Consider the following 13,055-nt stretch of genomic DNA (forward strand, 5'->3'; position numbering starts at 1 on the left):
GCTACCACAGCAGTGCTTGTCAAGCGCTATCGCTTGCTGCTATCCCTCACGCTATCTGCTTGCTGAGTAAAGAAAAAATAAGCCTGCCAGAAAAGCCCCACCCCACGCTGCCGGTCAGGGCAGGCGTGAGGCAGGTGAGACGGAACATTGAGGGGTTGGGTTAATAACGAGAGTGACCTTACAGCCACCCCCGTTCAGCAAACGACGTGTAGCCTTCGTGGCCCACCACGACATGATCCAAGACGCGAATATCCACCAAGCCCAGCGCTTCCTGAAGCCGTTGGGTAATGCGCCGGTCGGCATCGCTGGGTTCAGGATCACCACTGGGGTGGTTATGCACCAGAATGACAGCCGCCGCGTTATGCTCAATGGCGTGCTTGATCACTTCACGGGGGTAGACGCTCGCGGAATCAATCGTGCCCCGGAACAGCTCATCAAAGGCGATGAGTCGGTGCTGTGTATCTAATAGCAACGTACCAAATACTTCGTAGGGGTAGTCGAGCAGCAGGGTTTGCAGACAGCGATGAACTTCATCGGGGCTGCCGAGTTTATTGCCCTTACTAAGCCGTTTCTGCGCGATCATCTTGGCCAGGTGTAACAACTGGGCGTCGGTCACGTCGCCATCGACGCGGTAGGTGCCGGGGGTTTCCCCGGCGATCAGTTGGGGGTTCGTGAGTAGCGAGGCGTTGAGTCGTGCGTTCATGGTGTCTCCTGGAGGCGATTCTGTAGAAAAATCCGTAGAAAAACGTCCGCCGATTTATGCTGCTAAATCAGCACCTTTCAGCTCGGCGAAGCGCTCGGTGAGCTTCCATAACGCGCGGTTTAAGCGCACGTCTTCGGTCACGCTATTAATCGGTCGGGTGCGGGTCGCCCGACCGGAGGGGGAACGGCCACGTAAGCCGCCTTTAAAGAGGTTTTCCTGGGTACGGTTGAACACGCTCCACAGCGAGCCGTTGGCGTCCTCACTGCGTCGAGCTTCGAGTACATTGCTCGGTTGGATAGGGCTAGCCTGCTGCCAGTCGTCGCCATAGCGCAGCGACAAGGCCGCTTCGGCGAACAGCTGGGCTTCACCCCGGCTGATTAACGTGGATTGGAACGCCTCCACGCCCTCGGCAATGCGGGGCACTTGGTGGCTTAACTGGATGGAGCCTTCGAGGATTTCATCGACAATCTGTTTACCGTGACGCACGCGGATACCGCCCACATCGCCCACTGGCGTGACCATGCCGTTGAGGCAGATCAGCCGGAACAGCCCAAGATCCAACTGAAAGGCCGCGCTGCGGTCGTGGCTGTTAGTGAGCACCAGTTCGGTGACGCTATCCCCTACCGCGATTTGCCGGTCGGGGTCTTGCCGGAAGCGGATCATGTGCCGAGCTACGTCGCGGCGTTCGGCTTGGCGGACGTTGGTTTGTTGCGCCCGTACCGGGTACCAGCCTTCGGCTTGAAGGGCATCGACCACGTTGATGGTGGGCACGAAGCCATAACGGTCGGAGACGGCTTCATCGGGTTGGTGGGCAAAGATAGCCGGGGCAGCTCGGTGGAGTTGGTCGTGAGTGAGAATGCGCATGGTGAGTTTCCTTATCGGTTAACCACGGCATAACGGCCCGCGCCAAACAGGCAGCGGGCATCGTTAAGGTGGCGGTATCGGTAAATAGCAGCCTGCGTTTCACAGGCGGTAGGATTCAGGCCCGTTTGGCTTGGCGTGGGGAGGGCTGTTGAGCGTCACTGCCTGGCGGGGTGTCCGCCTCTCCGGTGGGTGCCTCGGCGTCGGCGTTCGCTTGAGGTTGCTGCTGGCTTTTGGCCTGCAGCTTGTCGGCCAGCGTGACCGGGGCATTGGGCTCCTGCCTGCCCGGTGGATGCTCGGGGGCATCGGGGTAAAACTCTTCCACCACGTCGATGGATTCCTCGGCACTGTCTTCAAACGCCCCGTTGGCAAACCCGGCCTTGGCCGCACGGTCGAGGGCTTTTTGGTCAAAGCCGGTTTGTTGGTGCCAGTCATCCAGGCGCTGGGCTTCTGCTAGCGTTTCTTCCAGCGTCCAGCCTTCCCGCAGGGTGATGTCCACGTAGAAGATCGCTGTGCCCCGGCTCTGGCGAGTGGACTTGCCTCTAAGACGTAACTCCAGCGGCATACAGGCCAACCGATTACCCGAGATCGCCTTGAAGTAGGCAAGCCGTGCGGCCAGCGTGCGTATCGAGTTGAAGCCGGTGGTGCGGAAGATGAAACTGCCCAGCGGGTCATCATCGCCAATCAACACGTTCAGCCGCCCGTAGGGCTTGCAGGCGCCGCCCTGGGCTAAAGGGCAGCCATCGGGGGAAGGACAGTCGAGCGTGGCCATGCCATCCTGGGTACGCCGTTTGCACTGCTCGCCATCGCCGACGCACAGCGGTCTGGCCGTTTGCCGATCAAACAGCGCGTACTCGGCGCGTAGGTTGAGGTCGGGATCACTGAACAGCAGCCGAATGGGAATCGTCCTGAGCTTGCCTTCCTGAGCGGTGCGCAGCTGCTCATCGAGCGGGTGGCGTATCCAGCCCTCTTTGGTCTGGAGTTGGGAGGTGATAGTGAATTGATCGTCTTTTTGCGGCAGACGCTTGCCGTTGTTCTCGACCAGTTTGCCGATGGTGATCCGCCCCAGAATGGGCGGGGTAATCGCTAAGCCTTTGAGCATGGGAACCTCCTTACTACATCAATGGTGAACCCGAGTTGGTGCCCCATAACGCACAACGCCCCAGGCGGCCAGAAAGCCGCGCTGAGGCGTGTGCTTGATTGAGGTAACCTTAGGGGTGGATTGATACGGCAACAGCACACAGCAGCGCTGTGTTGCGCAATTTACGATGGGCAATGGGCGCGACTAGCGCACCACCAACCGCCGGGTGCCGGGGTGCGAATGAAGGTAAGCGGCGCACAAGGCCGGGTGTTCCTTTTGCAGGGCCTTGGTATCCAGCCGGTTGACCGGCTTGGTCTGCTTCCAGCTCAAGCTGCCGCTAGAGAACGTGGCCAGCGTCGCGGTGCCCATCGCTTGCTGCAGGGTGTGTTTGAGTTTGGCTTCCTCCTTTTTGGCCTCGTCAAGGGTTTTCCGAACCCGTTGCAGGTTGGCAAAGGCCTGGCTCAGCATGACGTCATTACTGAAATCGAGGGTGGTGCCATCATCCTGGGGAAACAGCGCCCGGAGGGCTTGATCGGCTGAGTCACTGCCATCCGCAGGCGGTGGGATGTCCTTCTCGACGTAGTCCCAGAATTGCCGCTCCAGGGCTATTAACTGCTCAATCATCGCCTCGTCGCGTTCGATACGGTGAATCTGTAGCTCATGGCCACCGAGTAATACTGCGACATCAGCGGCCTGTTGCCCGGTCACGGCTAACTGGTGCATTACTTGCAGCTGCACGTACTCGGGCACGCCGTCTTTCCACAGCTTGGCCCCGTAGATCCCGGCGGTCTTGCACTCCAGGATTTGCACCTCGTCATTGCCCACCACCTCGCGATCCAGGTTGGCCAACATCCAGGGGTGCTCAACGTGCTGCAAAATGGCGTTAACGCGCCGCACCCGGTAGCCGGTGTGCTGGGCGTAGTGATCGGCGACCAACGGTTCCAGCACCTGCCCCCAGTGTAGAGGGCTGGTAAGGAGTTCACCTCGGCTGGGTTCCTTGTCACCGAATTGGCGTCCGGTCTTGTCCATCCACAGTTCTAGCTGAGACTTGTAGGGGTGTAGCCCTACAGCCGCCGCCGCATCACTGCTGCCAATGCCACTCTGACGAATCGACAGCCATGCCTTGCGATCCAAGGCGCGGGTATCCACCAAGCGCCGCGCTTGCTCCCGGTAACGCCGGGGTGGCGGTGTAGGACGCTTGCTGCGGGCTTCTTGCGTAGGAAGGGGCATACCGCTTTGCTCGATAGCGTCGAGCACGGAAGACGTGTTGCTGGGGGCAGCCGGTTCAAACGGAATCACCACCGATCCTTTCTCCTGGTACGCAGGTTCCGGGGAAGTTGTTAATGGCGTCGCGTGGAATTGGGCGTTGTGGCTCATGGTGTTTCTCCTGCATGAGGTATTTTCTTACCAACACGGCATAACGGCCCGCTGCCCAGAAGGCGCGGGCTAAGCCGTCGTTGTGATGATCAATAAAGGGGAAAGGAAGCGGATTATTCGACGTGTGGGCGAAAGGTGTGGCCACAGCCACGACACTCGTAATTATCGAGGACTTTGGTATCCAGCTCTTCACCGAGCTTGGCCCCGGCCACTCCCCCGGCAGCGCCGCCCGCAAGACCGGCGAATACGGCACCGACAAGGCTCCCAACGCCAAGGCCGACGGGGCCTGCAAAGGCGGCACCAATAGCTGCCCCCGCCTTGGCCCCGGCCAGTGACGACGCTGCTGCCGAGGCGCTCCCCGCCGCTAAGCCGGTACCGCCAGCGACCTTTCGACCGATATTTCGTGTAATCACCTGATGCGAGCCACAGCTCGGACAATAAACAGACATGGGGTTACCTCCGATTCATTTTGATTCGATGAATGACGCCAGCGATTGCCAGCTTCATGGAGGTAATTAAGGGCTGAGATTATTTGGAATCGAATAGGCAAGTCAGGGCATGACGTAATTGTTTAGGTCATCGGGATATGAAATGCAGCGGTCAGTGCCAGCCTCTTGGCACGCTGTTTTGTTTCGTAATGAATCCGGAATAACTCGATAAAAACTTCTTATCCATTTGACGGGTTTTGACCAGGCATTTAAGCGTAAAGGGTAGAGCCTTATCGCGCAGGAAAGAGTGCATGACTAATGGGGAAGTAATATGGGAACCATAGCCCTCTATTACTAAGGGATATAACACCCTCATCAATGGACGATAGCACGCGTGTTTAACGACGCTTTAGACGTCGTCATAAGACCGCTAGCCAGTGAGTGGAGACGACGCCCAAACGTCGTCACTCAGACAGTCGCCCACATTAGCCGTCACTACTCAGATTAATGAGTAGGTCTCTCCCCAAAGAGAGAACACTCCCCTTTCTGGAATGCTTTACACGAATCTCCTAAATCCCCATGCCTGTTTAAACGATACATTACGCCGACCGCTGCTGATGCTCTTTCATCAATCAGCGAGGTAAATCCCATGTTTCAACCGACACGTTTACGCCACCCCGACAATGACAAACTACGCCTGTACTTCGAGGAGCTTTACCAAAGGTATGAAGTTCAACAAAAGGTAGTAAAGGGGAAGTATTATCCCTTGATCGAAAATTACCTTGAGTCGACCGTCAACGAAATCATCAGCGCCACGAAATGTCAGCCGCGCACGTTTATCTTTCGTGCGGACTTGAAGTTTCCAGCGTTCATGGAACGTTCCTCGATGCACGATAACAATCACGTATTGTCCCGGTTCTTTAGGTTCTTTAAATACGAACTCACGAAAGCCAGTGCCCCTTACCGAATGTCACTTCGTTATATCTGGGCCAGAGAGCAAGACACCAGTGACAAACCGCATTACCACTTGGTCATCATGCTCAACAAAGGCGTCTTCGATAGTATCGGTAGTCCTTTACCCGATGAGTTCGGCAGTTATACCCGCCAGAACATTTACCACCGGATGATGCGCAGTTGGTTAAAAGCCATGGATTTTCACCATGAAGAGCCGCTGGGCCAGTTAATCACGATAGGCGAGCATCCGATGAACGGACTTCCCTGGACGGGCGTCCTGGCTCGGCATGACTGGTGTGCGATTAATGAGGCGGTGTATGTCTGTAGTTATCTTTGCAAAGCCTACACAAAACAAATCGGCCAAGGTATCCAAGTGTTTAATACCTCGCAAGGCAAGTCGCTTATAAAACCTGACGTTTAATTGCCTATGTTATAGAACCGTCCGTCTTAAACGTAAAAAGATGGGAAAATAAGCCCGCCGACGACAATCGCCGGGAGCAAATCATCACGCGACAACATGGCCTGCCCTTCAGGAAGCAGGCCTTTTTTATTGATCGACCAGGAGCACTAGGATGTTTAACTTCCCTTTCTCACACGATACACCGAATCAAGCGCCAGAAACGTTCTCTGAGCCGCGCCATACATCACCCGCCCCCTTGCCTTGGGAAAGCAATGCAATGGCTGACGACGACGCCGACAAGCGTCTGGCAGCCATGGAGCAGGACGAGCCCAAGCGTCGGTTGATTCGGGATGCCAGGGCGCTGTGCAAACTACGTAAGATTACCCAGGCACAAATGGCTGAGGAGATCGGGGTACCACGCCGCACTGCCGAAGAATGGCTACAATTTCGCAGGGTCCCGAAAGCGCCGGGCACGACGTTGATTCGGCGTTGGGTGGACACACATCGAGGCGAAGTGATGAAAAAACAGTGAAAAATACTAACTTGATACCTTAGATATCGTGCTAAGCATGCTAGTCTAGCATTTTTAGCATGGTTTTGAGGTTCTCATGGATTTAGAAATACCGCCATCTACGTTCGATGAGGTGCTCCCACAGACTGATGAAGATGGCGCGTTTGCTACCAGGTCTTTTGATCAGCACACACTTCCCAGCATCGGAGAGGATTGGCCACACTACTACGAAAGGTCTTTGCTAGAGGGGGCAACCCTCGAAGCCAGCGAGCACATTCAGGTCGCCTACGAGATGGCATTGTCGTCCGCGCTCGGTGTCATGTCGGCGGTCTGCCAAGGCTTGGTCAATGTCGCCTACCCCAACGGCCACACTGTGCCAACCTCTCTGATGCTGCTGACGATTGCGGTAACGGGGGAGAGAAAGACGTCAGTAGACGAAGCCTTTTGCAAGCCACTCCGGGAGTTTCAAAAGAATAAGGAGAGGGATAACCGGAAAGCACGCACCAAGTATCAACGTGAACTTAATATTTGGAAGCAAAAGGAAAAAACGCTTAATAAGACATTGGCCAAACAATTTCTAAATGGAGAAGAAACGAGCAGTATTGAAAATGAGCTTCACCAGCTGGATAACGCGCATCCGAATCCGCCTACTACCTACAAGCTGATCTATGAAAACACGACGCCCAGTGCTTTAACTTTTGGAATGCATGAAAACATTCCATTAGCATTTTTACTCTCAGATGAAGCAGGCAACTTATTGCAAGGTCAGGCCTTGAAAGACTTGTACCTGTTTAATTCACTATGGAGCGGCTCTGATATAACGGTAGACCGTAGAACGAGTGATAGTTTTACGCTTAGTAATGCACGCCTATCCGCCTCCATTATGGTGCAGCCACCTATTTTAAAGCGTTTTATAGACAAGCGTGGCGATGAAGCCCACGATAGCGGATTCTTCGCGCGATTTCTCGTATCCTATCCTGAGTCGCAAATCGGTAAAAATAAAGATCTCAGCAACCCAATCACCGGAAATAAACTAAAAGAATTCCAAGCACGGGCCCATGAGCGGTTAGAGATGTCAATTAAAGCCATTGAGGAGGGCAGAGAAAAGACCACTCTTAAGTTCACGGCACCTGCAACTTCTTTATGGAAGCAAATCTATCGACACATTGAACTCGAGACTCGGCAAGACCGTCTTTACTCTCATGCTCACGGCCATGCCCGCAAGCTGATGGATAACATTTCGCGGGTTGCGGCTATCGTTCATACTTTCGAAAATAAAGACTATAACACCGAAATATCCGCCAATGACTTGCTCTATGCCTATAAGTTATGTCGCCACTATTCAAGACACTTTCTTAGCTACATTGCGGGCACACCGAAAGTCGTGCATCTAGCTAACAAGCTAGTAATTGCCATTCGAAAGTATGGTTCGCAAAAGAATACTCATTTGCCTGGTAGAACTGGGTTCACAATGTCAGACATAAAACAAAAAGCCCACCAAGACCTACGTGTACATGAGAACTTTGAAAACGCCCTAACTTTGCTGACCCGACTCGGGCATATAAGGGAAAGCCCAGGTAGTGGTGGATACCATCATGAACTTGGGGAAGCCATCGTTCTCAGAGGCATAGAAGAACCGGAACTAAAAAATGGCGAGGAGTATTATGTCGAAGAACTTCCCAAGTTCAGTGACCAAGAGGTTCAGCGCGGAGCAGGAGGAGGCTACTATCGCATCATTTAACGGACGAGCTGAGCCGCCCAATGCCCGGCCACAGTCTGGGCGTCACCGGTAGCGCTGGGATCGAGAAAATGCTTTGGGCTAGGGGGTAATCCCCCCGAAAAACCTGCTATTCATCCAGGTCGTCGCACAAGGCAATCGCTTCGGGAGAGCCGCCCAGGGTAGCTCGCCACTGGTCATAAAGCGCATAAAGGCCGTTGAGGTCGAGCCTGGGTTATGGGCTCGAAGAGCAGGTGTTCGTAGCCTTCCAGCTCGGCCTAAAGCGCCGTGCGGGTGGCAGAAGGAATGGAGCCTCATCAAGGCCTTGGGGTTCGGGAAAATCAGTCATGGAAAGAGTCTAGCAGCTCAAAGCGGCCTCCAGGCCGCTTTATGCCGCTAGCTAAGTCCAAGGGTTTTTAATCACGCTCACTCGCCAGCAGCTGCGCTTCCAGCGCCGCTGCCAGGTCGGCATAACCTTGCTTCTTGCCCATCTCAAAGGTCATGGATTCCATGTAAGCCATGTTGTTCTCCACCGCCTTCTTATCGTGGAGAATCAGCGAGTGGATAAAGTAACGCAGCCACTTCACATCCGCGCCGCCGGGCACCCCGTTCCACTGCACCACGGCATTGGAGAGCCCTTCCATCACGCCCCATTCCTTGCAGACGAAGCCACACGCCTCAGCAGTGAGAAAGAAGTCTTGTACACACTCCCGCTCAATCCAATTGGCTTCTAACCCAAACGCGGTATGCGCATCGTCCCATAGTGCCTGGAGCTTGCGGCACCACTGGGCCATAAGCTTGACTTGGGCATCTCGTAGTGGAGTGTTGTAGCTGACCGGGCTTTCATGAATCTTCACATCAACGTCCTCGTTATCGCGGGTTAGTCAGTCATCGTGATCAACCACCAGGATTCTCTCATATACCCCGACTAATCCCCACGCGACACGCCGCCAAAACCCCGCAAGCCCTTGCAAACCCTCTGAAATAACACGGAAATATGCTACATTAGCGGGAATTTTCGCCAGCCCTGATCCCGGTGATCGCGGGCGTAGACACAAGGATTGCCCATGCTGCTATCGCCCGATTTACACGCTCACCTGCGTATGACGCCTATCGACAATTCGGCCCTGGCCGCTCAGGCAGAGGTCATTGATCTTTTGATTCCGGATATTCAGCCGCTGGCCACTCGGTTCCCAATTGTAATTACCGATGATGGTGGCCTCGGGTTAAAGGCGTTGATTACGCCCTCAGACACCGACAACCTTTTTGCCGAGCATATGCCCTTGGCATGGCGTCACTACCCGCTGTTGCTCACGTCGCTCTTGAGAGCCGACCACCCCTTGAAAACCTCGACACCCGGCGTGCGGGAAATTACCCCTGCCGTGGCTATTGATACGGACGCACCACATTTTCAGCTCGATAAGGGATTTAGGCTATTTGAGAACGATGAGGCGACGCCTTTTCTGCAGGATCGTATTGCCCGGATGCAAGTCGATGCTGAGCATGAGCAACGCACGCTTGCTTTGCTTGAACTGCTGCGTCGAGCCGAGGTACTGGAACCCACCCACGTTCACCACCTAGGCCAGAAAATAGCCTGCTACCTCGTCAACGACAAAGCCCTGAGCACCAATCTGGACAAAGCCGCCACCGACAGTGACTCCATCGGGCAAGCGGTCTCGCTGGCCCTGGCCATCGCTGACTCCCAGAAAGGGTTGAAGGTGGAACGTAGTACGGATTAACCGGCAGGACGCTCAAAGCGGCCCCAGGGCCGCTTTATGCCGTAAAGGCAGGGAAATGCATCAGGTAGCGGCATAGAACGCCGCACGGGCGGTGTAGTCCGATCAGACGTCGGATAACCAGTGGGGAACGCTCAGCGTACATATTTGCTATGTTAGATTTGGATTTCAACCAGCTACTACAGGATCACCCCGAGCTGGTATGGCAGAGCTTGCTCAGCCTTCTCTCTACCTTGATCGCCGGTATTACTATCGCTTTTGTCACCACCTTTTACTTGAAAAAGAAAGACGAAGTCACCCGAGTAGCCGGTGTAATACTCGAAAAGCGCATCAATAGCGAACAAGTCATTCTGGATTTTCTTGAAAAGGCCTCTTACTCGTTAGAGCTTCCCGCAGGGGAAAGCCAAGACCTGTATAGGCTCATGACCGAGTACGAGCTAGAACTGCCGCATGGGAAACATCTGCAGCACGCCCAAGTCTTCTCTAGTAATGAATCGTTCCAAGTATTTTTTCGTGAGTTTGAGCAGCAGGTTAGCCGTCACAAGCTATGGCTCAGTAAAGAAGTACGCTTTCATCTTGAGCTGATGCAGGCCTACTTTTCCTGGATGAACGCCAACCTACTGATGACGCAGCGCGTACCGTTACCTCAGGACTCGCCTCTCACGGCAGAGGAAAACAATAAACTCTCTGACAAGCTGATTCTGATCCAGGGCATTAGCTTGGATAATGAAATAAAGGGTTTTATTGCGCACCTTGAGGTATTGATGGTGGATTCGATTTATCGCCTAAAGCTCAATCGAGTGAAGCACAGCATGATGCGGAACGGCTTCTTGAACCGAGAAACAAAAAAGATGCTGAAAATCCTTGCCCGCCGGACACTGCTTGGCGAGCAACGCGAAAAAATGATGGCCTTGGTCATAGCAGCTGTCTATGGGCTTAAAGGCATTGAACCGATGGACGTCGATATCGATCTATTCGTAGATAGTTAGCGAGGAATAGCTGCTAGCATAGCGATAAATAATCCGGCAACGCATCAAGCCGAATAGCAATTTTGTCCTTAGGAAGCTGCTCCAAATGTCCAAACAGCCGATATCCAGATTCGTTAGGTATATCAATCCATACGTCGGCTAAATAATGCGGCATACTTCTGTCCATTTTCTGATGCACGTAGGCAAAGTCTGCTAGCCATCCCTTTCCTTCGTCCGGCTGCAAGCACATAAAGACTGATACCACTGGCCCCAACGGGAGGCTTTGAGCAAACTCACAGCCAATATGACGACTCATCTGCTGGAGCAAGAAACGCAGCTGGCCGACAGTCCGCTCTGGCATAGGGGCTTCTCCCACCACAGTACCGAGCAACTGTGCAATATTCACGAAGGCCCGGAGTTCCTTTTCATCTAGCGGCAGCAAGGGCTCACCGTCTTGTTTCTTCCCTGCCAGACGCAGCGGCCTTTCGGTGAAGGAGGCTCTGCGATGAATCAAGCAGTGGCGATGCTCTTCTGTACGCGCATAGGCGAAGCAAATGGCTTGCCATACTTCCATATCGACTCCCAGCAATTGATCACCAGGCGCCTGACCTGCAAGCTGCACTTTCCTACTGATTGACCAACGACCAGCTTGACCACCAGGCTGGAAGCCCCCCTGTGCGAGAGCAAGCTCGATAAGCAGGTCGATCACCTTCCAGGCAGCAGAAAATGCCAATGGGGCTAAAACACCTTGCAGGTTTCGATCATCAGCAAACATTTTAATGACGGCTGTCATTCCATGTTTGGCTGGCCCCGTTCCCTGAATGGCCTCGCGAAGATCCAGCGTGTTGCCCATGGCATCATCCGGAAAAAGCGGAAAGAGCTGATTGAGCACTAACCGCTCATACTCAGTGGCTGCCGAAAAATCCTCAATGGTTTCTACCAACGTTGCCTCCTGGCATATCTTCCAAAAGAAAGCTCTAACGTGAAGTACCGTCAGGTGTACGTGACAGCCAGCAACGGCTAGCACCGGCAATGGATAAGTACCTTACGACAGCGACGGAATCACCGCCACCGCCTCGCGCAAGCGCTCCGGGCTTAAATGGGCATAGCGGCTGGTGGTGCGTGCATTGGCATGGCCTAGCAATATTTGCACTTCATACAGGCTACGCCCCGCATTCACCAAAAAACTCGCAAAGCTATGGCGTAAATCGTGCAACCGTAACTCTGGCATGCCTGCCTCCTTGCGCGCCTTGTACCAGCTGTAATAGACAGTGACAAACGGCTTACCGGTAGCCGGGTTAGCAAATACCCAGTCGCACCGGCTTGGCGCACCCGCCTTGCGTTGTGACAGTAGTGCCAACGCCCCTTCCGACAGCGGTATATAACGAATACGCCCCGATTTCGTGTGCGGAATACGCCACAACTGATGCGCCCAATCCACATCCTGCCAACGGGCGTTCAGCACTTCCCGCTTGCGCGCTCCGGTATACAGCAAAAACGACACGATATCCGCCAAGCACGGGTTTTGGCTATTGCGCACGCTGACCAATAAGCACGCCACTTGTTCTGGGGTGAGGTAGCGCTCAATACGGTTATCCTCCTTTAGACAGCGCACTTCCCGCACGGGGTTTTCCGTAACGCCCGTGATTTTCCAGCGCATCGCCAAGCGATAGCCATACCCCAGCACAAACAGCACTCGGTTAATGGTGGCGGGGGCATAGTCGCGGGCCTGCATGCGGCCGACCACACGGGCAATATCCGCCCCGGTCAGTTCCCCCATTTCCCTAGGGCCCAGCAGGGGAAGGATATGCAGGCGAATCATCGAATCATCCGTTGACCAACTGCGCTTATAGGTTTTTACATAGGGCAGATAGTGGTCAGTAAAAAAGCAAGCCACCGTTGGCCCTGCCCCTGGCAACAAGACGGCCTCGGGGTTGGCACCCACACGCACTTTACGCAGTGCCTCGCGAGCTTCATGGCGGGCTTCCTCCAACGTGATCACACGCGCATTCCCTAACGTGAGATAGCGAGTACGCCCATCAGCGCGGTAGCGCAAACGGTAAGCCATGCGCCCGCTACGCTGTATATCCACAAACAGCCCGCATAACAGCGTATCCAGCACCACCCAGTGTTGGCGGTCTGCGGGGCACACTAATGCTTGTACGACCTCTTCTGTTAATCGCGTGACGGTCATGGTCAGTCTCCTTAGTGAGTAGCCTCATTAGGAAACTATGTACTGTCACCCCAAAACTGCCACTTTTCTGGGCGGTTACGCGGCGGTTCAGGCCACCCTGATGAGTTGCCGATACGTTGCGCTCA

The 13,055-nt window shown here is 54.4% G+C and carries 13 protein-coding genes; 5 read left to right on the plus strand and 8 right to left on the minus strand.

What is annotated here, in order from left to right; translation table 11 throughout:
• Window positions 1-178: 178 nt before the first annotated feature.
• From radC to LG300_RS10565, 5 genes are all read right to left on the minus strand, one after another.
• Window positions 179-703, minus strand: a complete 525-nt coding sequence (gene radC, locus LG300_RS10545) for a DNA repair protein RadC (RefSeq protein ID WP_404375240.1) — start codon at window positions 701-703, stop codon at window positions 179-181.
• A gap of 54 nt (window positions 704-757) precedes the next feature.
• The gene (locus LG300_RS10550; protein WP_404375242.1) at window positions 758-1,567 is read right to left on the minus strand and encodes a DUF932 domain-containing protein; all 810 of its coding nucleotides are present in this window, start codon (window positions 1,565-1,567) and stop codon (window positions 758-760) included.
• A 115-nt stretch (window positions 1,568-1,682) separates the two neighbouring features.
• A complete protein-coding gene (locus tag LG300_RS10555) occupies window positions 1,683-2,666 on the minus strand; it encodes a hydrolase or metal-binding protein (protein WP_404375244.1) in 984 nt (327 codons plus the stop codon).
• Between the two features lie 183 nt (window positions 2,667-2,849).
• On the minus strand, window positions 2,850-4,022 hold the full coding sequence (locus LG300_RS10560) for a YqaJ viral recombinase family protein (protein ID WP_404375246.1): 1,173 nt from the start codon (window positions 4,020-4,022) through the stop codon (window positions 2,850-2,852).
• A 113-nt stretch (window positions 4,023-4,135) separates the two neighbouring features.
• Window positions 4,136-4,471, minus strand: coding sequence for a hypothetical protein (locus LG300_RS10565; RefSeq protein ID WP_404375248.1), 336 nt, complete (start codon window positions 4,469-4,471; stop codon window positions 4,136-4,138).
• Window positions 4,472-5,099: 628 nt separating this feature from the next.
• Between LG300_RS10565 and LG300_RS10570 the strand changes: the two genes are divergently transcribed.
• The 3 genes from LG300_RS10570 (at window position 5,100) to LG300_RS10580 (ending at window position 8,056) form a co-directional block, all read left to right on the plus strand.
• A complete protein-coding gene (locus LG300_RS10570) occupies window positions 5,100-5,825 on the plus strand; it encodes an inovirus-type Gp2 protein (RefSeq protein WP_404375250.1) in 726 nt (241 codons plus the stop codon).
• 151 nt (window positions 5,826-5,976) lie between these two features.
• Window positions 5,977-6,336: a hypothetical protein gene (locus tag LG300_RS10575; protein ID WP_404375252.1), complete on the plus strand. Its 360-nt coding sequence runs from the start codon at window positions 5,977-5,979 to the stop codon at window positions 6,334-6,336.
• Window positions 6,337-6,412: 76 nt separating this feature from the next.
• Window positions 6,413-8,056: a YfjI family protein gene (locus LG300_RS10580; RefSeq protein WP_404375254.1), complete on the plus strand. Its 1,644-nt coding sequence runs from the start codon at window positions 6,413-6,415 to the stop codon at window positions 8,054-8,056.
• A 392-nt stretch (window positions 8,057-8,448) separates the two neighbouring features.
• On the opposite strand, the gene LG300_RS10585 is transcribed toward LG300_RS10580, so the two are convergent.
• Window positions 8,449-8,889 carry a hypothetical protein gene (locus LG300_RS10585; RefSeq protein WP_404375256.1) on the minus strand — a complete coding sequence of 147 codons (441 nt, stop codon included), beginning with the start codon at window positions 8,887-8,889 and terminating at the stop codon, window positions 8,449-8,451.
• 210 nt (window positions 8,890-9,099) lie between these two features.
• On the opposite strand from LG300_RS10585, the gene LG300_RS10590 reads away from it, so the two are divergent.
• Both LG300_RS10590 and LG300_RS10595 read left to right on the plus strand, forming a co-directional pair.
• Window positions 9,100-9,771: a SapC family protein gene (locus tag LG300_RS10590; RefSeq protein WP_404375219.1), complete on the plus strand. Its 672-nt coding sequence runs from the start codon at window positions 9,100-9,102 to the stop codon at window positions 9,769-9,771.
• 149 nt (window positions 9,772-9,920) lie between these two features.
• Window positions 9,921-10,757 carry a hypothetical protein gene (locus LG300_RS10595; RefSeq protein ID WP_404375258.1) on the plus strand — a complete coding sequence of 279 codons (837 nt, stop codon included), beginning with the start codon at window positions 9,921-9,923 and terminating at the stop codon, window positions 10,755-10,757.
• A 13-nt stretch (window positions 10,758-10,770) separates the two neighbouring features.
• Here LG300_RS10595 and LG300_RS10600 read toward each other — a convergent pair whose 3' ends face one another.
• Both LG300_RS10600 and LG300_RS10605 read right to left on the minus strand, forming a co-directional pair.
• On the minus strand, window positions 10,771-11,679 hold the full coding sequence (locus LG300_RS10600) for a hypothetical protein (RefSeq protein ID WP_404375260.1): 909 nt from the start codon (window positions 11,677-11,679) through the stop codon (window positions 10,771-10,773).
• Between the two features lie 102 nt (window positions 11,680-11,781).
• Entirely contained in the window at window positions 11,782-12,930 is a 1,149-nt protein-coding gene (locus tag LG300_RS10605; RefSeq protein ID WP_404375262.1) for a tyrosine-type recombinase/integrase, read from the minus strand.
• Window positions 12,931-13,055: the final 125 nt, after the last annotated feature.

Origin of the sequence: Vreelandella aquamarina (assembly GCF_044805175.1) — a bacterium.
GTDB lineage: Bacteria > Pseudomonadota > Gammaproteobacteria > Pseudomonadales > Halomonadaceae > Vreelandella > Vreelandella aquamarina_B.